This window comes from Kitasatospora aureofaciens, from assembly GCF_019192735.1.
Lineage (GTDB): Bacteria > Actinomycetota > Actinomycetes > Streptomycetales > Streptomycetaceae > Kitasatospora > Kitasatospora aureofaciens_A.
In genome coordinates this window covers 194,093-217,284 of sequence record NZ_JAHTKP010000002.1, presented here as the reverse complement: position 1 = coordinate 217,284, position 23,192 = coordinate 194,093, and the positions used below count along the sequence as shown (strand labels likewise).

24 protein-coding genes are annotated in these 23,192 nt (G+C 72.5%); 10 read left to right on the top strand and 14 right to left on the bottom strand.

The window, feature by feature from the left end; genetic code table 11:
- Positions 1–34: 34 nt before the first annotated feature.
- From wecB to glnA, 3 genes are all read right to left on the bottom strand, one after another.
- Entirely contained in the window at positions 35–1,189 is a 1,155-nt protein-coding gene (gene wecB / locus KV557_RS03060; protein WP_308129741.1) for a non-hydrolyzing UDP-N-acetylglucosamine 2-epimerase, read from the bottom strand.
- A gap of 34 nt (positions 1,190–1,223) precedes the next feature.
- Positions 1,224–1,781 (bottom strand): hypothetical protein, encoded by a 558-nt coding sequence (locus KV557_RS03055; RefSeq protein WP_218198023.1) that lies wholly within the window; start codon positions 1,779–1,781, stop codon positions 1,224–1,226.
- A 242-nt stretch (positions 1,782–2,023) separates the two neighbouring features.
- Positions 2,024–3,385: a type I glutamate--ammonia ligase gene (gene glnA, locus KV557_RS03050; protein ID WP_218198022.1), complete on the bottom strand. Its 1,362-nt coding sequence runs from the start codon at positions 3,383–3,385 to the stop codon at positions 2,024–2,026.
- 175 nt (positions 3,386–3,560) lie between these two features.
- Here glnA and KV557_RS03045 point away from each other — a divergent pair, with 175 nt between their 5' ends.
- Positions 3,561–5,315, top strand: a complete 1,755-nt coding sequence (locus KV557_RS03045; protein WP_218198021.1) for an NAD+ synthase — start codon at positions 3,561–3,563, stop codon at positions 5,313–5,315.
- 13 nt (positions 5,316–5,328) lie between these two features.
- Here KV557_RS03045 and KV557_RS03040 read toward each other — a convergent pair whose 3' ends face one another.
- From KV557_RS03040 to KV557_RS03030, 3 genes are all read right to left on the bottom strand, one after another.
- Positions 5,329–6,372 carry an endonuclease/exonuclease/phosphatase family protein gene (locus tag KV557_RS03040; RefSeq protein ID WP_218198020.1) on the bottom strand — a complete coding sequence of 348 codons (1,044 nt, stop codon included), beginning with the start codon at positions 6,370–6,372 and terminating at the stop codon, positions 5,329–5,331.
- Between the two features lie 206 nt (positions 6,373–6,578).
- Positions 6,579–7,220 (bottom strand): TetR/AcrR family transcriptional regulator, encoded by a 642-nt coding sequence (locus KV557_RS03035; protein WP_218198019.1) that lies wholly within the window; start codon positions 7,218–7,220, stop codon positions 6,579–6,581.
- A gap of 155 nt (positions 7,221–7,375) precedes the next feature.
- Entirely contained in the window at positions 7,376–8,998 is a 1,623-nt protein-coding gene (locus KV557_RS03030; RefSeq protein WP_218198018.1) for an MFS transporter, read from the bottom strand.
- A gap of 306 nt (positions 8,999–9,304) precedes the next feature.
- Between KV557_RS03030 and panB the strand changes: the two genes are divergently transcribed.
- The 3 genes from panB (at position 9,305) to KV557_RS03015 (ending at position 12,160) form a co-directional block, all read left to right on the top strand.
- A complete protein-coding gene (gene panB / locus KV557_RS03025) occupies positions 9,305–10,174 on the top strand; it encodes a 3-methyl-2-oxobutanoate hydroxymethyltransferase (protein WP_218198017.1) in 870 nt (289 codons plus the stop codon).
- A 136-nt stretch (positions 10,175–10,310) separates the two neighbouring features.
- Complete coding sequence (locus KV557_RS03020) at positions 10,311–11,336, top strand: ATP-binding cassette domain-containing protein (protein WP_218198016.1); 1,026 nt, start codon at positions 10,311–10,313, stop codon at positions 11,334–11,336.
- Positions 11,333–12,160, top strand: coding sequence for an ABC transporter permease (locus KV557_RS03015; RefSeq protein ID WP_218198015.1), 828 nt, complete (start codon positions 11,333–11,335; stop codon positions 12,158–12,160). The genes KV557_RS03020 and KV557_RS03015 overlap by 4 nt, the downstream gene beginning before the upstream one ends.
- Positions 12,161–12,210: 50 nt before the next feature.
- On the opposite strand, the gene KV557_RS03010 is transcribed toward KV557_RS03015, so the two are convergent.
- Positions 12,211–15,549, bottom strand: a complete 3,339-nt coding sequence (locus KV557_RS03010) for an ATP-binding protein (RefSeq protein WP_218198014.1) — start codon at positions 15,547–15,549, stop codon at positions 12,211–12,213.
- A 216-nt stretch (positions 15,550–15,765) separates the two neighbouring features.
- Between KV557_RS03010 and KV557_RS03005 the strand changes: the two genes are divergently transcribed.
- Entirely contained in the window at positions 15,766–16,581 is an 816-nt protein-coding gene (locus KV557_RS03005) for a site-2 protease family protein (RefSeq protein WP_218198199.1), read from the top strand.
- Here KV557_RS03005 and KV557_RS03000 read toward each other — a convergent pair.
- Together KV557_RS03000 and npdG are read right to left on the bottom strand one after the other, a co-directional pair.
- Positions 16,578–16,775: a hypothetical protein gene (locus tag KV557_RS03000; RefSeq protein ID WP_218198013.1), complete on the bottom strand. Its 198-nt coding sequence runs from the start codon at positions 16,773–16,775 to the stop codon at positions 16,578–16,580. The two genes, KV557_RS03005 and KV557_RS03000, sit on opposite strands and share 4 nt — an antisense overlap.
- 116 nt (positions 16,776–16,891) lie before the next feature.
- Positions 16,892–17,584 carry an NADPH-dependent F420 reductase gene (npdG, locus tag KV557_RS02995; protein WP_218198012.1) on the bottom strand — a complete coding sequence of 231 codons (693 nt, stop codon included), beginning with the start codon at positions 17,582–17,584 and terminating at the stop codon, positions 16,892–16,894.
- A gap of 47 nt (positions 17,585–17,631) precedes the next feature.
- Here npdG and KV557_RS02990 point away from each other — a divergent pair, with 47 nt between their 5' ends.
- The gene (locus KV557_RS02990) at positions 17,632–18,237 is read left to right on the top strand and encodes a hypothetical protein (RefSeq protein ID WP_218198011.1); all 606 of its coding nucleotides are present in this window, start codon (positions 17,632–17,634) and stop codon (positions 18,235–18,237) included.
- An 88-nt stretch (positions 18,238–18,325) separates the two neighbouring features.
- Here KV557_RS02990 and KV557_RS02985 read toward each other — a convergent pair whose 3' ends face one another.
- From KV557_RS02985 to KV557_RS02975, 3 genes are all read right to left on the bottom strand, one after another.
- Positions 18,326–18,589, bottom strand: a complete 264-nt coding sequence (locus tag KV557_RS02985; protein WP_218198010.1) for a type II toxin-antitoxin system RelE family toxin — start codon at positions 18,587–18,589, stop codon at positions 18,326–18,328.
- Positions 18,582–18,851 (bottom strand): type II toxin-antitoxin system Phd/YefM family antitoxin, encoded by a 270-nt coding sequence (locus tag KV557_RS02980; protein ID WP_218198009.1) that lies wholly within the window; start codon positions 18,849–18,851, stop codon positions 18,582–18,584. The genes KV557_RS02985 and KV557_RS02980 overlap by 8 nt, the downstream gene beginning before the upstream one ends.
- 67 nt (positions 18,852–18,918) lie before the next feature.
- Complete coding sequence (locus KV557_RS02975) at positions 18,919–19,146, bottom strand: hypothetical protein (protein WP_218198008.1); 228 nt, start codon at positions 19,144–19,146, stop codon at positions 18,919–18,921.
- Between the two features lie 105 nt (positions 19,147–19,251).
- Between KV557_RS02975 and map the strand changes: the two genes are divergently transcribed.
- Positions 19,252–20,097 carry a type I methionyl aminopeptidase gene (map, locus tag KV557_RS02970; RefSeq protein WP_218198007.1) on the top strand — a complete coding sequence of 282 codons (846 nt, stop codon included), beginning with the start codon at positions 19,252–19,254 and terminating at the stop codon, positions 20,095–20,097.
- A 34-nt stretch (positions 20,098–20,131) separates the two neighbouring features.
- Here the strand turns inward: map and KV557_RS02965 are convergent, their stop codons facing one another.
- Positions 20,132–20,833, bottom strand: coding sequence for a bifunctional DNA primase/polymerase (locus KV557_RS02965; protein WP_218198006.1), 702 nt, complete (start codon positions 20,831–20,833; stop codon positions 20,132–20,134).
- A 559-nt stretch (positions 20,834–21,392) separates the two neighbouring features.
- On the opposite strand from KV557_RS02965, the gene KV557_RS02960 reads away from it, so the two are divergent.
- Together KV557_RS02960 and KV557_RS02955 are read left to right on the top strand one after the other, a co-directional pair.
- Positions 21,393–21,620: a hypothetical protein gene (locus KV557_RS02960; RefSeq protein ID WP_218198005.1), complete on the top strand. Its 228-nt coding sequence runs from the start codon at positions 21,393–21,395 to the stop codon at positions 21,618–21,620.
- Between the two features lie 44 nt (positions 21,621–21,664).
- On the top strand, positions 21,665–21,862 hold the full coding sequence (locus KV557_RS02955; protein WP_218198220.1) for a hypothetical protein: 198 nt from the start codon (positions 21,665–21,667) through the stop codon (positions 21,860–21,862).
- A gap of 48 nt (positions 21,863–21,910) precedes the next feature.
- On the opposite strand, the gene KV557_RS02950 is transcribed toward KV557_RS02955, so the two are convergent.
- Positions 21,911–22,582, bottom strand: coding sequence for a PadR family transcriptional regulator (locus KV557_RS02950; protein WP_218198004.1), 672 nt, complete (start codon positions 22,580–22,582; stop codon positions 21,911–21,913).
- A gap of 194 nt (positions 22,583–22,776) precedes the next feature.
- Between KV557_RS02950 and KV557_RS02945 the strand changes: the two genes are divergently transcribed.
- Complete coding sequence (locus KV557_RS02945; protein ID WP_218198003.1) at positions 22,777–23,175, top strand: ACT domain-containing protein; 399 nt, start codon at positions 22,777–22,779, stop codon at positions 23,173–23,175.
- The last annotated feature ends 17 nt before the right edge of the window (positions 23,176–23,192 follow it).

Here is a 23,192-nt window from a genome sequence, read left to right as displayed (position 1 = left end):
TCGTAGTCGGTATGGGGGTGGGCTGGCGTGGTGGTCAGGGCACCGTGACCACTGCCCGGGGCTTCGGCCCCGGCACCGGCAGGGGCCTGCCGGTACGGGTCGCGTCGGCCTGCCGGTCGGCAAGCCCCAGCGCGATCTCGACGATGCGCTCACTGGCCCGGCCGTCCCCGAACGGCGACGGGCGGGCGGCCAGCCGACCTGTCAACGAGGTGTCGGCGATCAGGGCACGCGCGAGGCGGCCGAGTTCCGGGCCCGGCCGCAGGAGGGTGGCGAACCCCGCGTCGACCGCCTCCGGGCGCTCGGTGCTGTTGCGCACCACGATCAGGGGCTTCTTGAGGACCGTGCACTCCTCCTGGACGCCACCCGAGTCGGAGACGAGCAGGCGGGTGTGGAGCGCCAGTCCGAGGAAGGACGCGTGGTCGATCGGCTCGACGACGCGCAGCCGGTCCAGCAGCCCGCCGAGGCCTTGCGCCTCGGCGCACGACCTGGTCCGGGGGTGGATCGGAAACAGCACCGGCAGCCCCAGGTCGGCGAGCTCGGTGAGGATGCGGCGCAGCCGGGCCGGTTCGTCGGTGTTCTCCGGCCGGTGGATCGTCGCCAGCACGTACCGGTCCGGGTCCACCCCGTACCGGCGGAGCATGGCCAGGGACTGCGCCCGGCCGGGCAGCGATTCGGCGACCGCCTCGACGATGGTGTTGCCGGTGATCCGGATCCGTTGCTCCGGCACGCCCTCGGCGCGCAGGTTCGCGGCCGCCGACCCGGTCGGCGCGCAGTGCACGTCGGCGAGCACGCCCACCACCTGCCGGTTGGTCTCCTCCGGCATCGCCCGGTCGCGCGAGCGCAGCCCGGCCTCCACGTGGACCACCGGCACACCCTGGTAGTGGGCGGCCTGGGCGCCCGCGGAGGTCGTGTTGGTGTCGCCCTGCACGATCACCGCGGCCGGCGGATCGGCACTGAACAGCTCGGACAGCGCCGAGATCATCGTCCCGATCTGCCGCCCCCGCGCCGCCCCGCCGACTCCGGCGAGGCGGGTGTAGGGGGGCGGCAACCGAAGCCCACGGAAGAAGGCGCCCGAGAGCGATTCGTCGTAGTGCTGACCGGTGTAGACGACGCGGGCGCGCTCACCGAGCCCGCGCACCACCCCGGCCAGCTTGACGATCTCGGGCCGCGTCCCGAGAACGACGGCCACTGCCCCACCACGGTTCATCCGACGGCCTCCGGGATCACGCCGTGAGGCTGCGGCGGCGACGCCACAGGAAGAACCCGACCGCGGCCGGAGCCGCGACCGCCGCCGCGGCACCCGCGACCGCGGGGTGCGCGACCGGGATCGGCTGGCCGCAGTCGATCTTGAACTCCTTGTGCTTCTCGCCGGAGCCGTTACCCTCGATGCTCACGAACATGCCGTCCGTGAAGCCCATGTCCGTGTTGAGCGGCCCGGAGATGTCCTGCCCGATGTTGCCCGCCCCCGGGTTGAACGTCGCGCTGCCGGCGGCGACCGGCGGCCCGTGCATGCCGAAGGTGCCGGGGGAAACCTCCCAGGTCAGCGTCTCGCCGGCGTCGAAGCCGAAGGCGTCGATGTAGAACTGACAGACCTTCGGATCGTTGCGGTCGTCGTTGACTCCCGTCGTGAGCAGGTGGACCTGGATGTGACCGGCGTTGCCCTGCGCCACGGCCGGCCCGGCGAACGCCGCCGCCCCCATGGCGAGCACCAGTGCCGCCGCCGAGCCCGCCACGACCCTGCTTCTGGCGGCCTTCGCCACTCTGGTCACTACGTTGGACATGCTGGGACCAACCCTTTCCGGACTCCGAACCCGATGCGGTCCCCGCTGATCAGCGAGGCCGCTCGGCGCCTTTACGACGCCAGAAGTGAGGATTCATGGGAAAGGGGCATAAATCGGGCATTTCGTGCAGGACACAGCCGAAGCACCCGGCGCAAATCACTCTGGTGCAGGAACCCGGGCCCGCCCGAAACAGAGCGGGCCTGCCCCGATCGGAGCAGGCCCGCTTGACAGCTGACGGATCGTCAGAGCACCTGGAGGTTCTTCCGCAGCTCGAAGGGGGTGACCTCGGAGCGGTACTCCTCCCACTCCTGGCGCTTGTTCCTCAGGAAGAAGTCGAAGACGTGCTCGCCGAGCGTCTCGGCGACCAGTTCGCTGCGCTGCATCAGGTCGATGGCCTCGCCGAGGTTCTGCGGCATCGGCTGGATGCCGAGGGCGCGGCGCTCGGAGTCGGAGAGCGCCCAGACGTCGTCGTCGGCGCCGGGCGGGAGCTCGTAGCCCTCCTCGATGCCCTTGAGGCCGGCCGCGAGGGTCACCGCGTAGGCGAGGTAGGGGTTGCAGCCGGTGTCCAGCGAGCGGACCTCGACCCGGGTCGAGCCCTGCTTGCCGGGCTTGTACATCGGCACCCGAATCAGCGCCGAGCGGTTGTTGTGGCCCCAGCAGATGTACGACGGGGCCTCGCCGCCCGCGCCGGCGGTGCGCTGGGAGCCGCCCCAGATGCGCTTGTAGGAGTTCACCCACTGGTTGGTGACGGCGGCGGTCTCGGCGGCGTGCTTGAGCAGGCCGGCGATGAAGGAGCGGCCGACCTTGGAGAGCTGGTACTCGGCGCCGGACTCGTGGAAGGCGTTGCGGTCGCCCTCGAACAGCGAGAGGTGGGTGTGCATGCCCGAGCCGGGGTGGTCGGAGAAGGGCTTCGGCATGAAGGTCGCGTGCACGCCCTGCTCCAGCGCAACCTCCTTCATGACCAGGCGGAAGGTCATGATGTTGTCGGCCGTCGACAGCGCGTCGGCGTATCGCAGGTCGATCTCCTGCTGGCCGGGGGCGCCCTCGTGGTGGGAGAACTCCACCGAGATGCCCATCGACTCCAGCATGGTGATCGCCTGGCGGCGGAAGTCGTGGCCGACCCCGCGCGGGGTGTGGTCGAAGTAGCCGGACTGGTCGGCGGGGATCGGCGGGGTGCCGTCGCCGGGCAGGTTCTTCAGCAGGAAGAACTCGATCTCGGGGTGGGTGTAGAAGGTGAAGCCCTGGTCGGAGGCCTTCTCCAGGGTGCGCTTGAGCACGAACCGGGGGTCGGCGAAGGAGGGCGAGCCGTCCGGCATCAGGATGTCGCAGAACATCCGGGCGGTGCCCGGCGTCTCCGAGCGCCACGGCAGGATCTGGAACGTGGTCGGGTCCGGCTTGGCGATCATGTCGGACTCGTAGACCCGGGCGAAGCCCTCGATCGCGGAGCCGTCGAAGCCGATGCCCTCCTCGAAGGCCTGTTCCAGCTCGGCCGGCGCCACCGCGACCGACTTGAGGAACCCGAGCACGTCGGTGAACCACAGCCGGACGAACCGGATGTCACGCTCTTCGAGCGTCCGAAGCACGAACTGCTGTTGCTTGCCCATGGGGACAGTCTCACCTCTGCTCTTTACGCTCGTGTTACGCCCGGAAGGCCCCCGAAGGCGACTGTCCCCATCATGGCCGATCATCGCCGCCATGGGCAGTCCCGGCCCCCTCCCCGGGTGCTCGCCGGCCCCCCGGCCGCCACATTGCGTCAGATCGACGATTACACTCGAAGGCATGCCGAATCTCCGTCTCGCCCTGAGCCAGATCGACCCCTGGGTCGGTGACATCGCCCGCAACAGTGATGAGGTGGTGCGCTGGACCAAGCAGGCCGTGGAGGCCGGTGCCCAGCTGGTCGCCTTCCCTGAGATGGTCCTGACCGGCTACCCGGTCGAGGACCTCGCCCTGCGCCACTCCTTCGTCGAGGCCTCCCGCGGCGCGCTGGTCGAGCTGGCCGGGCGGCTGGCCGACGACGGGCTGGGCGAGGTGCCGGTGGTGGTCGGCTACCTCGGGCGCTCCGAGCACGCCTCGCCGCGCTTCGGCCGCCCGGCCGGGTCTCCGCAGAACTGCGCGGCGGTGCTGCACCGGGGCGAGGTGGTGACCCGCTTCGCCAAGCACCACCTGCCCAACTACGGCGTGTTCGACGAGTTCCGCTGGTTCGTCCCGGGCGACCAGCTGCCGGTGCTGCGGCTGCACGGGGTGGACGTCGCGCTGGCGATCTGCGAGGACATCTGGCAGGACGGCGGCCGGGTGACGGCGGCCCGCGAGGCCGAGGCCGGGCTGCTGCTGGTGATCAACGGCTCGCCGTACGAGCGGAACAAGGACGACCAGCGGCTCGACCTGGTCCGGCGCCGGGCCGCCGAGGCGGGCTGCCCGCTGGCCTACGTGAACATGGTCGGCGGCCAGGACGAGCTGGTCTTCGACGGCGACTCGATCGTGGTCGGCGCGGACGGCGAGGTGCTGGCCCGCTCCCCGCAGTTCGAGGAGCACCTGCTGGTCCTCGACCTCGACCTGCCGGCCGCCAGCAGCGACCACACCGACGGCCTGCTGCTGAGCGACGGCCTGCGCCTGGTCCGTACCGAGCTGGGCGGCGAGCCGCGGCCCGCGCCCGCCGAGAAGCAGGCCACCGAGGTGGCGCCGCGGCTCTCCGACGAGGCCGAGATCTGGGCCGCGCTGGTCTCCGGCACCCGGGCGTACGTCGCCAAGAACGGCTTGAGGTCCGTGCTGATCGGCCTCTCCGGCGGCATCGACTCGGCACTCGTCGCCTCGATCGCCGTGGACGCGATCGGCGCCGGGAACGTGTACTGCGTCTCCATGCCGAGCCGCTACTCCTCGCAGCATTCCCGCGACGACGCGGCCGAGCTGGCCCGCCGCACCGGACTGCACTTCCGGACGGTCTCCATCGCCCCGATGTTCGACGCCTACATGGGCGCCACCGAGCTGACCGGCCTGGCCGAGGAGAACCTGCAGTCCCGGCTGCGCGGCACCCTGCTGATGGCGATCTCCAACCAGGAGGGGCACATCGTGCTCGCGCCCGGCAACAAGAGCGAGCTGGCGGTCGGCTACTCGACCCTGTACGGCGACTCGGTGGGCGCGTTCGGGCCGATCAAGGACGTGTACAAGTCGCTGATCTTCCGGCTGGCCCGCTGGCGCAACGAGGAGGCCGAGCGGCGCGGCGAGGTGCCGCCGATCCCGGAGAACACGATCAGCAAGCCGCCGTCCGCCGAGCTGCGGCCGGACCAGATGGACACCGACTCGCTGCCCGACTACGACCTGCTGGACAGCGTGCTGGACCGGTACATCGAGGGCGACGAGGGCCGGGACGCGATCGTCGCGGCCGGCTTCGACCCGGCCGTGGTGGACCGGGTGGTCCGGCTGGTCGACACCGCCGAGTACAAGCGGCGCCAGTACCCGCCGGGCCCGAAGATCTCGGTCAAGAACTTCGGCCGGGACCGCCGCCTGCCGATCACCAACCGCTGGCGGCGCGGCTGATCCAGCGGCTGATCTAGGCGTACCGGTAGGTGGCGGCCACCGCGAGGTGGTCGCTGCCGTCCCGGGGCAGGGTGCGGGAGTCGACCGGCAACAGGGCGCCCTTGCTCATGATCTGGTCGATCCGGGCCATCGGGAAGGCCGCCGGCCAGCTGAAGCCGAAGCCGTCCCCGGCCGCACCCTGGGCCGAGCGCATCTGCGAGGTGACCGGCGCCAGGCTGCGGTCGTTCATGGTGCCGTTGAGGTCGCCGAGCAGCAGCACCTTCTTCAGCGGCTCGGCCTGGATCGCGTCGCCGAGCGCCTGCGCGCTGACGTCCCGCTGGTCGACGGTGAAGCCGCCCTCGGCCTTCAGCCGGACGGACGGCAGGTGCGCGACGTACACCGCGACCGGGCCCTGCGGGGTGGTGACCTGCGCCCGGAAGGCCCGGGTCCAGCCCATCTTGAGGTCAACCGGTGTGACATCGGCGATCGGGTACTTCGACCAGAGGCCGACGGTGCCCTCGACCGCGTGGTACGGATACGCCGGGGCCAGGCCGGTCTCGTAGCCGCGCAGCGCCTTGCCGGCCAGCTCCTGGAGGGCGACGATCTGTGCGCCGGAGTCCACCAGCCCGCGGACCGTGCCCGGCACGTCGGTGTTGTCGGCGGCCACGTTGTGGCTGACCACCGTCCAGTCGCCCTTGCCGCCGCTCTTGTCGGTCAGCAGGCCGCCGAACAGGTTGAGCCAGAGCACGGCGGGCACCAGCAGGGCGATCAGCGCGGTGGCCGAGCGGCGCAGCAGCGCCGCGACCAGCAGCACGGGGACGGCCAGGCCGGCCCAGGGCAGGAAGGTCTCCAGCAGGCTGCCGAGGTTGCCGACGCTGTTGGGGATCTCGGCGTGGAAGGCCAGCAGCACGGCGGTGAGCAGGGCCAGCGCGGCGAGGACCAGGCCGCGCCGCCAGGTGGTGCTGCCGCGGCCGTCCCGGCCCCAGTGCCGCAGGCCCAGGAAGCGCCCGGGACGGCCCGCGGGGTCCGGGGCGCTCTCCTCGCGCCGGGGCCGGTCGGTCCTGTCCGTCTGCGTCATCCGTGGCTCCCGTTCGCTCGTGCCGTCCGCCGGTCCGGCGCCGGGTCCGTCGGGTTCCGGGTGTTGTGCCGGACTGGTGCCGGTTTGATCGGATCCCGGCTCAGCCTATGCCGGGACAGACGCGGGGCCCTTGGAGCGGGGTTCCGGCGTGGCCCGGTTTGGTGAGCCAGGCCACGTCAGGCGTCGGGGCGTTCAGACGTCCGGCGTCAGGGGGCGGCGGGGCGGGGGGCGAGGCCGTCAAGCAGGGCGTCGACCATCTTGCGGGCCAGCTCCGGGTCCTCCAGGTCGGAGTCCTCCCAGAGGATGCTCCGGTAGAGGATCGGGCCCAACAGGAGGTCGCCGAGCAGGTCGAGATCGAGGTCGGCGCGCAGCACGCCTTCGTCGATGGCCCGTTGGACCAGGTCGAGGGCCGCCTCGCGCCGCGGCTTGACCACCCGGTCGTGGTAGGCGGCGTGCAGCTCCGGGAGGCTGTGCATCTGGCCGAAGGCGGCCTTGAGCACCCAGCGGGTGCGCTTGGCCAGGCCGCGCCGGCGCATGTAGTCGATCATCGCGACCAGCTCGTCCCGGGCGCTGCCGCCGGTCGACTCCGGCATCGGGACCTCCAGCCGGCTGACCACGTCGACCAGCAGGGCCTCCTTGTTGGGCCAGCGCCGGTAGATGGTGGCCTTGCCGACGCCGGCGGCGGTGGCGATGCCCTCGATGGTGAGCTCGGACAGCGTGGTGCCGCCCGCCATCAGGTCCTCGACGGCGGTGAAGATGGCCTGTTCGGCGGCCTCGCTGCGCGGCCGGCCGCGGCGCGCGGTGGCGCAGGGCTGCCCGGCCCCGGCGGCCGGAGTGTCCGTCTTCATCCCCGCTGTTCTCCCTGGATCTACGGGCGCGCGGGCGCCGTTCCGTTTCCCATGGTCCGGGGCCGGCCGGGTGGTGGCCGGACCCGGTCCGTAAGGCCCTGCCGCTCCGGGCGTACCCGGGGCGGCAGGGCCATTGTCGCTCAGCGCTTCGCCGGTCAGGCGTCCGCGGCCGCGGTCTCCCGCCGGTCGGTCGACTGATCGGCCGGCTGGACGGCCGGGGCGCCGGGCCCGCCGGTGGGGCCGGCGGCCTTGCGCGGGAGCAGGAACCAGGCGATCAGGGCGCCGGCCACGGTGATGCCCGCGGAGAGCGAGGCCACCACGTGCATGGCGCTGATGAAGGAGTCGTTGGCCGGGCCGAGCAGCGCCTGCCCCTTGGGACCGAGCCGGCCGGCGATGGCCAGGGTGGCCTCCAGGGACTCGCCGGCCTTGTCGCGGTACTCGGCCGGCAGCTGGTTCAGGGTGTCGGTCATGCCGTCGCGGTAGAAGGTGGAGAGCACCGCGCCGAGCACGGCGACCCCGAGCGAGCCGCCGACCTGGCGGAAGGTGTTGTTGACGGCCGAGCCGGCGCCGGCCTTCTCGCGGGGCAGCGAGCCCATGATCGCGACGGTGACCGGCGGCATGACGTGGGCCATGCCCGAGCCCATCAGCAGGCCGAGCACGATCAGCACCCAGATCGGCGTGGCGGCGGTCAGCAGGGTGTAGCCGACGAAACCGACCCCGATCAGCAGCATGCCGACGGCGGCGGTGGCGGCGACGCCGAAGCGGTCGACCACGAGCCGGGCCCGGGGCGCGAACAGCAGCTGGGCGACGGCCAGCGGCAGCATCAGCAGACCGGCCTGGAGCGCGCTGTAGCCGCGCACGCTCTGGATGTAGAAGACGCCGAAGAAGGAGACGCCCATCAGCGCGAAGAACACCACGCCGACGACCACCACGGAGGCACTGAACACCTTGTTGCGGAACCAGGTGACGTCCAGCGCGGGGTGCGCGGTGCGGCGCTCGAACCAGACGAACGCGACCAGGGCCACCACGCCGACCAGCACCGGCACCCAGGCCCCGGCGGCGGTGAAGTCGGCCAGCTCGCCGCCCTTGATGATGCCGTAGATCAGCGCGACCAGGCCGATGATCGACAGCAGCACACCGACCGGGTCGAGCCGGCCCGGGTTCGGGTCCTTGGACTCGGGCACCAGGATCACCATCGCGATCACCGCGACGATCACGATCGGGACGTTGATCAGGAAGACCGAGCCCCACCAGAAGTGCTCGATCAGCACGCCTCCGGTGATCGGGCCGATCGCGATGGCCAGGCCGACCGCGCCCGCCCAGATGCCGATCGCCTTGGGCTGCTCGGCGCGCTCGAAGACGTTCATGATGATGGCCAGCGTGGCGGGCATCGCGAGTGCGGCGCCGACGCCCATCAGGGCGCGGTAGCCGACGAGTTCACCGGGCGTCGCGGCCATGGCGGACAGCAGCGAGGCGATGCCGAAGACCACCATGCCGGCCAGCAGGGCGCGCTTGCGGCCGAAGCGGTCGCCGAGCAGGCCCGAGGTGAAGAGCAGTCCGGCGAACACCAGGGTGTAGGAGTTGATCGACCATTCCAGGTCGCTCTGGGTGGCGCCGAGTCCGACCGGCGCCGGGGTCGCGATGGTCTTCATCGCGACGTTGAGGATCGAGTTGTCGAGGACGACGACGAGCAGGGCGAGCACCAGGGTGCAGAGGATCGCCCAGCGGCGGCGGTGGATGGCTTCCGGCACACGGGGTGGCGCGGCTGCGGTGGTCATTGGTCTTCCCGTCCGTGATGGCGTGGCACTGGCGGGCAATTCCGAGCCGCGGACGTCTCGTAACCCCCTTGATCAGAGTAGCCGCCTTTTCGATACGAGACGACCCCGTTTCGCAAAATGAGGGCAAAGCCCGTCCGGTGTGCCCCAGCCGGTGTGCCCCAGCCGGTGTGCCCCAGCCGGTGTGCCGCAGATCGCACCGGGCCGCCCGCACGCCCCTTTGCGCTCGCGCCGGGGCGTGCAAGCATGGAGGTGATCCGGGGACGCCGCACGGCGCCACGAGACGACAACCCTTCAGGAGCCTGTTCGATGAACGCTTCTCCGTCTTCGCCTGCCCAGAACCAGGCGTCGCCCGCCACCCTCTACGGCGGGGTCACCAACCGACGCGTCACCGTCCGCGATCTCGCCGCCGCCAAGCAGCGCGGCGAGAAGTGGTCCATGCTCACCGCCTACGACGCCCTCACCGCGGGGGTGTTCGACGAGGCGGGCATCCCCGTCCTGCTGGTCGGCGACTCGGCCGGCAACTGCCACCTCGGCTACGAGACCACCGTGCCGGTGACCATGGATCAGATGGTGATGCTCTCCGCCGCCGTCGTCCGCGGCACCGAGCGGGCCATGATCGTCGCCGACCTGCCGTTCGGCTCCTACCAGGAGTCCCCCGCGCAGGCCATGCGCAACGCGGCCCGGCTGATGAAGGAGGCCGGGGTCGGCGCGGTCAAGCTGGAGGGCGGGGAGCGCAGCGCCCGCTCGATCGAGCTGCTGGTCGAGGCCGGCGTCCCGGTGATGGCCCACATCGGCCTCACCCCGCAGTCCGTGCACGCCCTCGGCGGCTACCCGGTCCAGGGCCGCGGCGACGAGGCGGCGCACCAGCTGCTGCGCGACGCCAAGGCCGTCCAGCAGGCCGGCGCCTTCTCGGTGGTGCTGGAGGCGGTGCCCGCCGAGCTGGCCGCCCAGGTCACCGAGCAGCTGGCGATCCCGACCGTCGGCATCGGCGGCGGCCCGGAGACCGACGCCCAGGTTCTGGTCTGGACCGACATGGCCGGCATGACGGCGGGCCGGGTGCCCAAGTTCGTCAAGAAGTACGCGAACCTGCGCGGCGTCCTCGGCGACGCCGCACGTGAGTTCGCCGAGGAGGTTCGCACCGGCGCCTTCCCGGCGGCCGAGCACAGCTTCCACTGACGGCACCTGGCTCTACGGCCCCGCTCCGCAGGTCGGAGCGGGGCCGCTGTCACGCCCGAGCGGCGATGACAGCGGCGTGACAGCGGGCCCGGCCGTACGACAGGGCGCTGACAGCCGGGGCGGACAGCCTGGAGGCATGACAGGAATCGCCACCGCCCCGAACACGCGGGGAACAGCCGGGAACGCCGTCGAGGTGCACGGCATGGTCAAGCACTTCGGCACCACCAAGGCCCTCGACGGCGTCGACCTCACCGTCCGCGAGGGCACCGTCCTCGCCCTGCTCGGCCCCAACGGCGCCGGCAAGACCACGCTGGTCCGCATCCTCTCCACGCTGATCAAGCCGGACGCCGGCACCGCGTTCGTCGGCGGCTACGACGTCCTGCGCCAGCCCAAGCAGCTGCGCCGCACCATCGGCCTGACCGGCCAGTACGCGTCCGTGGACGAACTGCTCTCCGGCTACGAGAACCTCTACCTGATCGGCCGGCTGCTCGACCTCTCCAGCCGCGGGGCCAAGGCCCGGGCCGCCGAACTGCTGGAGCGCTTCTCGCTCACCGAGGCCGCCAAGCGGCCCGCCAAGACCTACTCCGGCGGCATGCGCCGCCGCCTCGACCTGGCCGCCAGCATGATCGGCCGCCCCCAGGTGCTCTACCTGGACGAGCCCACCACCGGTCTGGACCCGCGCACCCGCAACGAGGTCTGGGACGAGGTGCAGCGGATGGTCGCCGAGGGCAGCACCGTGCTGCTGACCACCCAGTACATGGAGGAGGCGGAGCAGCTCGCCAACGAGCTGACCGTCATCGACCGGGGCAAGGTGATCGCCAACGGCGGCGTCGCCGAGCTCAAGGCCAAGGTCGGCGGCCAGATTCTCCAGGTCCGCCCGGCCCACCCGGCCGAACTGCCGGAGATGGCCCGCCGCCTGCACGAGAGCGGCATCACCGGCGCCACCATCTCCCCCGACGACGGCCTGCTCGCGGTGCCGATCACCGGCGAGGAGCAGCTCACCACCGTGATCGGGGTGCTCGGCGGCCGCGGCTTCGCGATCGCCGGCATCGACACCAAGGTGCCCAGCCTGGACGAGGTCTTCCTCGCCATCACCGGCAAGCCCACCGCCGACCCGGCCACCGCGCCCGCCATCGCCCTCGTCAAGGAGCCCGTCGCATGACCACCGCCACGCTCGCCCCCACCCGGGCCGGGGACACCCGGGCCGAGGACCCCCGGATCGGCCTGGCCGGCACCCTGCGCCACGTCGGCGCGCTGACCCGGCGCAACCTGATGCGGATCAAGGCCGACCCGGAGTCGATGTTCGACGCCGTGCTGATGCCGATCGTCTTCACGGTGCTGTTCGTCTACGTCTTCGGCGGCGCCATGTCGGGCAACCAGGACGACTACAAGCAGCGGCTGATCCCCGGTCTGCTCGGGCAGACCGGCATGACCCTGGCACTGGCCGTCGGCACCGGTCTGAACAGCGACTTCCAGACCGGGGTGATGGACCGGTTCCGCACCCTGCCGATCGGCCGGGCCTCCGTCCTGCTCTCCAAGATCGTGGCGGAGACGCTGCGGGCGCTGATCTCCTCCGCGATCCTGCTGACCTTCGCGTTCATCCTCGGCTTCGAGCTCAAGACCGGCGTACTGGAGCTGCTGGCCGCGGTCGGCCTGTCGCTGGTGTTCGGCATGTCGATCGTCTGGATCTCGATGCTGCTGGGCATGGCGATGAAGAGCGCCCAGGCCGTCCAGGGCGTCTCCATGCTGGTCCTGATGCCGATGCAGTTCGGCAGCTCGATCTTCGCGCCGACCGAGACCATGCCGGGCTGGCTGCAGGCCTTCACCAAGGTCAACCCGCTGTCCGCGCTGGCCGACGCCGCCCGTGGCCTGCTCAACGGTCAGGGGCCGATCGCCCACCCGGTGATGGTCGTGCTGATCTGGTCCGCCGCCTCGACCGCGATCTTCGCCCCGCTCGCGGTGGCCCGCTTCCGCAAGCGCACCTGAGACGGGGCGGCCGGCCCTCCGCGGGGGGAAGGGCCGGCCGCCCGCCCCGGTCAGCCGATCACGGTCTCCAGCAGGTCCCTGGTCTGCTGCGGGGTCATGCCGTTGCCCTCGGCGTGGGCGGTCTCGTACGCGTCGTCACCCAGCACGGCCCGCAGGGCGGCCGCCGAGCGCTCGCGTTCCGCCCGGTCCAGGAAGCCGCCCTTCGGGCCGTTCAGCCCGGTGTGCGCGCCGAGCAGGACGGTGGCCAGGCGGGCCTTCGCCAGGTCGCCGTCGCGCTCGGCGAAGGCGCGCAGCACCCCCACCGTGGCCGGCACGACCATGACCGCCATCTGCTCGGCGAAGCCGCTCCCGGCCTTCGTCGAGCGGAGCAGCCGCCGGCCGTCGCGCATCAGGGCGAGTCCCCGGTCCGGGTCGCCGGCGCGCGCCGTGACCCAGCCCCGCGCGGTCGTCAGCAGCCCGGCCGTCATGCCGGGGGCGAAGCCGCCGACCCGGGTCACGTCCAGTTGGTCCAGCTCGGCCAGCGCCTGCGGGTACTCGCCGCGGTGGGCGTGGATGCCGCAGAGCGTCAGATGCCCGAACAGCAGCGCGCCGGTGGTGACCTGCCTCGCACCCGGGTTGTCGAGGGCAGCGAGGGTGTCCCGGATGATCCGCTCGCCGCGCGCCATGTCCTGCTCCAGCACGGCGCTGCCGAGGTTCACCCGCAGGATCGGCACCTCCTGCGGCGCGCCCAGCTCCTCGGCCAGCTCGATCGCCTGCTCGTACGCGGCGGCGGCCTCCTCGGCGTCCCCCCGGTTGGCCAGCGCCTCACCGCGGGCCGAGAGCGCCTGGGAGATTCCCCAGAGGTCCCCGGCCTGCCGGCACAGCTCCAGGGACCGCTCGCCGTCACGGATTCCCTGCTCCGCGCCGCCGGGCCAGTCGTTCATCATCTTGGCCCGGATCTGCAGGATGAACGCCAGATCGGTCGGCCCGCCGTGCACCTCGCAGCCGCGCACCGCGTCGTCCATCAGGTCCTTCATCACGTCCAGCCGGCCCGTCAGGAAGGCCGCGAACACCCGCATCAGCGCCGGGAACCGGTAGGCCTGCGGCAGGTCCGGGGTGTAGGCGGCGAGCAGGTGCTGCGAGACGGCGATCGCCTCCGGGTCGCCCAATACCTCCAGGTTCCCCTCGAACAGCCCGACCAGCCGGTACATCGCGAGCATCCGGCGGGCCTCCTCGGCCACCCCCACCGGCATCGGCACGCCGTACGCGAGCACGTGGCGCTCCAGCGGCACCGGGGCCGGCCCGGCCGGGTCGAACGGGTCCGGGGCGAGCGCGGCCACCGCGTCGTACCAGCCGCGGGCCTCCATGCTGTAGCCGCGCAGCGACCAGTACCAGCTCATGCCGAGGGCGACGACCAGCGCCTGTTCCTCGTCCCTGCGGTCGACGGCACGGCGCAGCGCGGCCCGGATGTTGTCCTGCTCGCTCTCCAGCACGGCCAGCCAGTGCAGTTGCTGCGGGCCGTGGATGTTCAGGTCGGCGGTGGCGACCACCGCGCGGAAATGCGCCAGGTGGCGGCCCTCGGTCGCGGCCTGCTCGGCGGACTCGGCCAGCCGCTCGACCGCGTACTCGTGGATGGTCTCCAGCATCCGGTAGCGCGGCAGGCCCGCGCCGCCGAGGTCGGCCACCAGCAGGGACTTGTCCACCAGCGAGAGCAGCAGGTCCGCGACCTCCTCGCGGGGCACCTCGGAGTCGTCGGCGCAGATCGCCTCGGCGTCCTCCAGCCGCCAGCCGCCCGCGAACACCGAGAGGCGGCGCAGGACGGCGCGTTCGCGCTTGCCGAGCAGGTCCCAGCTCCAGTCGACGACCGCGCGCAGGGTCTGCTGGCGCGGCAGCAGGGTGCGGCTGCCTGCGGTGAGCAGGCCGAAGCGGCCGTCCAGGCGGTCGGCGATCTGGCGGGCCGTCATCACCCGCAGCCGGGCGGCGGCGAGTTCGATGGCGAGCGGCAGACCGTCCAGGCGGCGGCAGATCTCGGCGCAGGCCTCCGGCTCGCTGCGCGGGTCGAAGCCGGGACGGGCAGCGGCGGCGCGCTCGGCGAGCAGGCGCAGCGCCACCGGGTCGGGCAGCGGCTCGACGGGCAGGACGGTCTCGCCGGGCACGCCGAGCGGTTCGCGGCTGGTGGCGAGCACGGTCAGGCCCGGGCACTCGACCAGCAGCACCTCGGCGAGGTCGGCGGCGGCCTGGATCAGGTGCTCGCAGTTGTCCAGGACGAGCAGCATCCGGCCGTGGCCGCAGTGTTCGACCAGCCGGCGCAGCGGGTCCTCGGCGCGCTTCTCGATCACCTCGGCAACCATGCTGCTGCTGTGCAGGACGATCTCGCGCAGGCCGAGCGCGGAGACGACGGCGGCGGGGACGGCGTCCGGGCTCTCCAGCGGCGCGAGTTCGGCCAGCCAGACGCCGTCCGGCCAGTGCCCGGCGGCGAGTTCGGCGCGGCCGGCCTCGATCGAGAGACTGGTCTTGCCGGAGCCGCCCGGGCCGGTGAGGGTGACCAGCCGACTGATAGTCAGAACCTCGCGCAGGGCCGCGAGATCGCTCTCCCGGCCGACGAAGCTGGTGAGCCGGCCGCGCAGGTTGCCTACGGCGCGCGGGGGTTGGGGCGGCGTGGGGGTCCGCTCCGCCGCTTGCGCCGGGGCCGTCTCGGACGGGGCCAGCAACTCGGCGTATAGGGACTTGAGTTGACGACCGGGGTCGACGCCGAGCTCGTCGGCGAGGGCGCGCCTGGTCCGCTCGTAGTGCCGCAGCGCCTCGGCCGTCCGGCCGCTCTCCTGCAGCGCCCGGACCAGCAGGTACTGCCACGGTTCGTCCAGCGGACGCCGGTCGCACAGTTCGGCCAGCTCCGCGACCAGCTCGGCGGCCCGGCCCAGCCCGAGATCGGCGGTGATGCGATGCCGGCGGGCCTCGTCGCGCTGCGCCTCCAGCCGGGCGGCCGGGCCGCCGCGGTCCGGCAGGTCGGCCAGCGCGGGGCCGCGCCAGAGCGCCAGGGCGGCCCGCAGCCGCTCGGCGGCGCGGGCGTGGTCGCCGGCGTCGAGCGCGTGGCGGCCCTCGTCGGCCAGCCGGCGGAACTCGGCGAGGTCGGTGGCCGGGCCGGTCAGCCAGTACCCGGCGGGGCCGGAGCCGACCTCGTCCCGGCCGATGGTGCGGCGCAGCCGGCCGACCAGGGTCTGCAGCGCGGCGGAGGAGTCCTGCGGCGGCTCGGTGTCCCACACCTCGTCCACCAGGAGGTCGGCCGGCACCGGGCGGCCCTGCCGCAGGGCCAGCGCGGTGAGCAGCGCCCGCAGCCGGGCGCCGCCGAGCGGGACCGGCGTGCCGTCGTCGTGGTGGGCGGTGGTGGTTCCGAGGATGCCGTAATGCACCGGACCATTCTGGTCGATGCCCGGTGGTGCGGGCGCACAATTGTGCTGGCCCTCCCGCCCGGCCCTGCGGCTCCGACGTTCGTGTCCGCGCGGAACCCGGACGGGGGTGCCGGACGTTCACCCGGGGCGGCTTGTCCGGTCACCGGCGCGCCCGGCATGATCGATCCCCCGACCACCCAGAGCCCGCTCTTCCCGACAGACCCGGAGCACCCCACCATGACCTTCGCCGCAACGCAGCGCTCGCGCAGCGACGACCGCCGGATCAGCCCGGTGTTCTGGGTGCTCCTCGCCATACTCGGCACCTCCGCCTGGGCGGTGTACGCCGGGTACGGCAACACATCGTTCGGGGTGTTCCTGTTCGTGGTGGCGGGCTGGATGGTCTCGCTCTGCCTGCACGAGTACGCGCACGCGCGCACCGCGCTGCACGGCGGCGACATCAGCGTCGGCGCCAAGGGCTACCTGACGCTCAACCCGCTCAAGTACACCAACGTCCTGCTCAGCTTCGTGCTGCCGATCGTCTTCGTGATCCTCGGCGGCATCGGCCTGCCCGGCGGCTCGGTCTGGATCGAGCGGCACCGGATCCAGGGGCGGCTCAAGCACAGCCTGATCTCGGCGGCCGGGCCGCTGGTGAACCTGGTGTTCGCGGCGGTGCTGCTGATCCCGATCGGCGCCGGCTGGCTGGACGACCCGACCGTGCACGCGGTCTGGAACGGCTACGAGCTGCCCGTCTCGCCCTTCTCCGGCGCGCTCGGCTTCCTCGGCTTCCTCCAGCTCAGCGCGGCGCTGCTGAACCTGCTGCCGGTGCCCGGCCTGGACGGCTACGGGATCGTCGAGCCCTGGCTGTCGTACCAGACGCGGCGCGCCGTCGAGCCGTTCGCCCCGTACGGGATGCTCGCGGTGTTCGCGCTGCTGTGGCAGCCGCAGGTCAACTCGTTCTTCTTCGGGGTCGTCCACGACATGATGAGCCTGTTCGGCGTGGACGCCGACTACGCGACGCTCGGCCGATACCTCTTCAGCTTCTGGAAGAACTAGGCCCGGTCGGTGGCCTGGTCGGTGGCTTGGGAGGCCAGCTTCGCCCGACGGCGGTTCATCCAGAGCACGTTGCTCGCCACGCCCGCCATCGGGATCCAGATCAGGCCCAGCCAGTAACCCTGGGTCAGCGAGACCACGGCGGCGGTCAGCGCGAGGACGACGACGATCAGGGCGAAGAGGGACGTGCGGGGCATGACGGAAGGCTCCTAGGGCCGGGAACGGTCGGGCCGGGGGGCGGCCGGGACCCATTGTCGCCGACCTCACCCCCGGACCGGGTCCGGGGGTGAAGCCGACACGACATCGCCCGGGATCAGACGTCCGTGATCCGCAGACCCGCGTGCGCCTTGTAACGGCGGTTGACCGAGATCAGGTTGGCCACCAGCGACTCCACCTGGTGGGCGTTGCGCAGCCGCCCGGCGAAGATCCCCCGCATGCCGGGGATCCGCTCGGCCAGGGCCTGCACGACGTCGGTGGCGGCCCGCTCGTCGCCGAGCACCATCACGTCGGTGTCGATCTGCTCCACCGACTCGTCCTGGAGCAGCACCGCCGAGAGGTGGTGGAAGGCGGCGGTGACCCGGGAGTCCGGGAGCAGCGCGGCAGCCTGCTGGGCGGCGCTGCCCTCCTCCGGCACCAGCGCGTACGCGCCCTGCTTGTCGAAGCCGAGCGGGTTGACGCAGTCCACGACGATCTTGCCGGCCAGTTCCTCGCGCAGCGCGGTGAGGGTCGCGGCGTGCCCGTCCCACGGCACCGCGACGATCACGATGTCGCTCTCCCGGGCGGCGGTGGCGTTGTCGGCGCCGCGCACGCCGAGGCCCAGCTCGGCGGCGGAGGCCTCGGCCCGGACCGCGTCGCGCGAGCCGATGATCACCTGCTGGCCGGCCTTGGCCAGCCGCAGGGCCAGTCCGCGCCCCTGGTCGCCGGTGCCGCCGAGGACGCCGACCACCAGCTGCGAGACGTCCGGCAGCTCGTGGGCCGGGTTTGTCGCTGAATCGAGGGAAGTCATGGGCCGATCCTGCCAAACTCCCAGCCGGGCGCGACATTCTGGCCCGCATGGACGCGGTGAGAGTTTCGGCACTCCGGCAGCATCTGGCGGGCACCGGCTGGCTGGAAGTGGTCGGCGGCTTCGCCGGCTCGCTGCGGCGGTCGGTGTCCCGGCGCGGGGCGGGCGGGCTGCTGCTGGTCGGCACCGAGGCGTACGAGCCCTGGCATCTGGCCGCCCACCTGGAGGACGAGGCCGCGTGGTCGGACGTCCCCCGGCTGGCGCCCACCCTGCTCCGGCACCGTCCGCCGGCCGGCGCCCCGGCCCACCTGGCGCAGGACCTGCGGCGGCTCACCGAGGCCCGGCGCGGCGCGACCGTCCTGGTGGTGGCCCCCTCGGCGGCCGGCGCGCCGCTGCTGGAGCGGGTGCAGGACGCCCGTCGGCACGGTGCGACGGTGCTCGCGGTGGACGGCGCGGCCCCGGCCGATGCCGGGGACCTCGGCGGGCTCGCGCACGAGCGGCTGGCCGTCGGCACGGCCGCGGACGAGCCCTTCGACCTCGCCCAGCACCTGGTCAGCGCCGCTGCCGGGCAGCCCCCGGCCCGGCGCTCGGCACTGGACCGGCTCGCCGACCTGGCCGGCCGGCTCACGGCGGCGCCGGCGATCAGCCGCTGGTAGCTCCGCGCCGGCGGAAAACCCGTTGCCCACACCGGCACATCGAGGCCGCCCGACCCCAGCGCTGGGGTCGGGCGGCCTCGACGTTTCGTCAGGTGTTGTAGATCGTGGAGCGGTGGCCGACGTGTACGACCCACACCACCAGCTGTCCGTTGTCGATCGTGTAGACGATTCGGTAATCGCCCACGCGCAGGCGCCGGCGGTCGGGCTGCGACACGAGTGCGGTGGTGTTGAAGCCGAGCGGATCGCTTTCCAGCTCGGTCAGCTTGGCCAGGATGCGAAGCGCCATGTCGCGGGGGATCTTCCGAAGTTCGGCCTGAGCCTCCGGCCGGAACACGGTGCGGTACTCACTCACTGCGGGCCAGCGTCTCCCTCATGACGTCCTCGATGGGAATGCCCGGCGAGGGGTTGGCCATGCGCTCGTCGATGATCCGGTTGATCTCGCGCTCTTCCCACGCCTGGTACTTCCGCAGGACCTCGATCGACACGACGGCGGCGACCTCCTTGCCGCGGCGTGTGATCACGGTGGGTACGTCGTCCCGATCGGCCCGCTCGACCACTTCGGCCAGGTGCGCGCGGACGTCGCGGATCGACTCTATGGGCAACGGCTGCGTCATGCGCCCAAGCGTACACGGTGTCCCATGTGTACACAATGGCCCCTCGCCCGCAACCGTCCGGCAAGCGCTACTCGGCCTCGTCCTTCGGCTTGTCGCTCCAGCGCGGGTCGTTCTGCCACTCGCGGTTGCGCTCGTCGGCGAGTTGGAGGGCATGGGCGGCCTCGTCGGGGGTGGCGTACGGGCCGAGGCGGTCCTTGGCGGGGCACTCGGGGCCCTCCTCGACCTTGCCGTGCTTGATGCAGTAGAACCACTCGCCGGGCCGGCCGGTCGGCTTGCGGTGGAATCCCAGGGGCATGACGGTCTCCCGTGCAGACGGATGGGTCGGTACCGATCATTCCCCGCGCGGGGCCGCTCCGCACACCGCCCGGCCGGACGGGGCCCGGCCGATAGACTCGCAGGCATGGCTCTCGTACCCGGCATCCAGTCCCCCACCCGCAAGGTCCCGGCGCACATCGCGCGCCCCGAGTACGTCGGCAAGCCCGCGCCGACCCCGTACACCGGGCCCGAGGTGCAGACCGCCGAGACGATCGAGAAGATGCGGATCGCGAGCCGGATCGCCGCGCAGGCGATGGCGGAGGCGGCCAAGCTGATCGCCCCCGGCGTCACCACCGACGCGCTGGACGCCGTCGCCCACGACTACATGTGCGACCACGGCGCCTACCCGTCCGACCTCGGCTACCGGGGCTTCCCCAAGTCGATCTGCACCTCGATCAACGAGGTCATCTGCCACGGCATCCCGGACTCGACCGTCCTGCAGGACGGCGACATCGTCAACATCGACGCCACCGCGTACATCCACGGGGTGCACGGCGACCTCAACGCCACCTACCTGGTGGGCGACGTGGACGAGGAGTCCCGACTGCTCGTCGAGCGGACCCGGGAGTGCCTCAACCGGGCGATCAAGGCGGTCAAGCCGGGCCGTCAGATCAACGTGATCGGGCGGGTCATCGAGTCCTACGCCAAGCGCTTCGACTACGGCGTGGTGCGGGACTTCACCGGGCACGGCATCAACACGTCGTTCCACTCCGGCCTGGTCATCCCGCACTACGACAGCGAGCGGGCCACCGAGGTGATCAAGCCCGGGATGACCTTCACCATCGAGCCGATGCTCACCCTGGGCACCTACGACTACGAGATCTGGGCGGACGGCTGGACGGTCGTCACCGAGGACCGCAAGCGCACCGCCCAGTTCGAGCACACCCTGGTGGTCACGGCGGACGGCGCGGAGATCCTCACCCTGCCGTGACCCCGTTGGCCTCGCACCGAGGTCGGCGCGCCTTTCAGCCGATGAGCCACTGCTCCTCGGCGACCGCGCCGACCTCGGTGCAGGCGTCGGTCAGCACGTCCAGGACGCGCAGCGGGTCCGGCAGGGGCAGCTCGGGCCCGCGCAGCCACCCGACCTGGGAGCCGTCCGGCAGCGCGGCCGGCGGGAGCAGCGTGTACGAGCCGCGGCAGTGCCAACGCAGGCCGGGGTGCTCGGACATGGTGTCCGGGGTGGAGTCGAGGACACTCGGCCACCACTCGTCCTCGTCCTGCGGGGTGCCGCGGGTGGCGGTGAAGAACAGGTAGCGGTCATCGCCGACGGCGGCCACCGGCCCCTCGACGCCGAGCGCGGTCAGCCGCTCCAGCGCCAGCCGCCCGGCCTCGGCCGGGACGTCCAGGACGTCGTGCACGCGGCCGGTGGCGGTGACGAAGTTGGCCCGCGGGTCGCGGGAGATCCAGCGGGCCAGCTGCTCGGGGTCGGTGGTGGCCTGGGTCTGCCAGGCGAAGGACACCGGGTGCTGGGCGGGGGCCGGACAGGCGACCCGGTCGCAGGAACATCGGTAGCCGGCCGGATGGGCGGCGGGTGCGAGCGGGAAACCGGCGCGGACCGCGCCGAGCAGCTGATCCAGTCGGGCGGCGGGAGTGTCCGCGTCGCCCGGGCGGGCCCGCTGACGATCACGCTTCTGCCACCAGGTCGTCCACCTGCTGCCGGCTTCCATCGGGCCCCTTCCGCGCGCTGCCGTGCCTGGTTTGACACAGCGTTCGACGTACCACTCCGACGCAACACACGGCACCCCCCGCTGCTTCCCGGGTCGGTGCTCGGCCTTGCTGTCCCCGCCCTGCCGACCGGGGCCGGGATCACCGGACGGCCGACGCCCGGGTCACGGTACGGAGTCGCGGCAGCGCTCAGGCTGCGGCTCGGCGGCCCGGAGAGCACGCCGATACGCGCCTCGCCCGGCCCGTACGGGGCCCGCTGACCCGGGTGAACCCCGAGGGCGTACAGGAAGGATAAGGGTGCGCGGGGCCTCCGGATTACCGGGGGCGGTGCCTCGCCGGTCACACTCCCGGCACGCGGCCGTCACACCGGCTTCTCGTCCGGGCTCCCGGCGGCGGCTCGGCGGCCTGGTCCGGCCATCTGCTCCGGGCACCTGCTCCAACCACCGGCTCCGACCGCCGGCTCCGGGCACTGGCTCCGGTCACTGGCTCCGGTCACTGGCTCCGGTCACTGGCTCCGGTCACTGGCTCCGGTCACCCGTGCGGAGGTGAGACCCTGGTGGGGTGAAAGCGGACACCGAATTCGTCGGCGGCCCTCTCGACGGCCGGATCCTTGCCATCGAGGTGGGGATGATGCTCGGCGTGCCCAAGACCTACAAGGTGCCGGTCCCCGCGCACGGCGACACTCCCGCGCGCACACTGGTGTACGTCCGGTCCAAGCAGGTGCGGGGCATCCGCTGGTTCTGGCGCTACGAGTACGACGAGGCGGCCACCGAACGCGCGCCCGGCTGACGACCGCGCCCGCCGCCGTTCGCAGCCTCCCCGGGAGGACGGCCATGGCGAGAACCGTGCGGCACCCCAGGAGCAGGTCCGAGGCGGTCGCGCACCACAACCGGCAGGTGGCCGGGGTGACCGCGCTGCTGCTGGTGGCGGTCAGCGTCTACACCGTCGTGATCGGAGCGAACGGCTGGCTCTGGTTCGGCTGGGCGGTGCTGCTGCTCGCCTGTGTGGCCCTGTTCACGGTCCACCCCTGAGCAGCGGCACCACCCGTCGCCGATATCTCCGGCGTCCCCCCTCGTCGGTCAGTCATCCTCGGCGAGGATCAGGTACAGCTTCTTGCGGGCCTCGTTGAGCACCACAAGGCCCTTGGTGCGCTGCGCCTCCGTGCCGGTGGTCATGACCTGACGGATCGCCTGGTCGACCGCGGCGAGCGCCTGGCCGACCTCCTGGACGGCCTCCCAGTCGACCTCCCGGCCGGCCTCCGCCCACGGCTCGGCGGGCCCCGCCTCGGCCTCGGCCCGGCCCGCCTCGGTGAGCGAAACCAGCCGCTTGCCGCCGACCTCCTCCGCGACGATCAGGCCCTCCTCCTCCATCAGCTGGAGGTTGGGGTAGATCGAACCCGGGCTGGGCCGCCAGGCCCCGCCGGTCCGCTCGGCGATCTCGGCGATCATCTCGTAGCCGTGCATCGGCCGCTCCTTGAGCAGCGCCAGCAGCGACGCCCTGACGTCCCCGCGCCGGGCCCGGCCGCCCCGCCGGCCGTGCGGGCCACCGCGTCGTCCGCCACGCCCGCCGAAGCCGTGTCCGAACGGGCCGCCCATCGGGTGGCCGGGACCACCGCCGAACGGCGGGCCGAAGCCGCCGAACGCCCCGCGGCCCTCGAAGCCCTCCCCGGGCATCCCCTCGAACTCCGGGCCCGGGCCGCGGCGCCGTCCGCCGCGGGGGCTCTCCCCACGAAATCGCATTCCTGAGCGCATGGCGCCCACCTCCTCTGAGTCGTCGGGACAGTCGAGTAACTGTCTCGATAGCTCGACGATATATCGGCGACTGTCGCTCGTCAACGGATTCCGACCCGGATTCCGACCCGGCGTCCGCCCCGGCCCCCGACACCGGCTCCGACACGGCCGGACGCCCGGGACCCGGGCCCGGCCCAGCCGCTACGGTGGCGGGCATGGCCGGTGAACGAGATCTCGCGACGCTGCTGCGCGGCATGCGCCCAGTGCTCAACCCGGGGCGGTACGTGTACTGCACGCTGCCCGCGAAGGTGCCCGCCGGAATGCGGCCGGTGGTGACCGTCGCCGAACCCGAAGGCGTGACGGTGGTGGTCGCCCAGGAGGAGGCGGACGCGCTCGGGCTGCGCTACGAGTACGTGGCGGCCTGGATCACCCTGCAGATCCACTCCGCGCTGGAGGCCGTCGGGCTCACGGCGGCGGTGGCCGGGCGGCTCGCCGAGGAGGGGATCAGCTGCAACGTGGTGGCCGGCTTCCACCACGACCACCTGTTCGTCACCGCCGACGACGCCGAGCGCGCCGTCCGGGCGCTGGAGGAACTGTCGGCCCGCTCCGCGTGACAGTCGCTCCGCCTGAC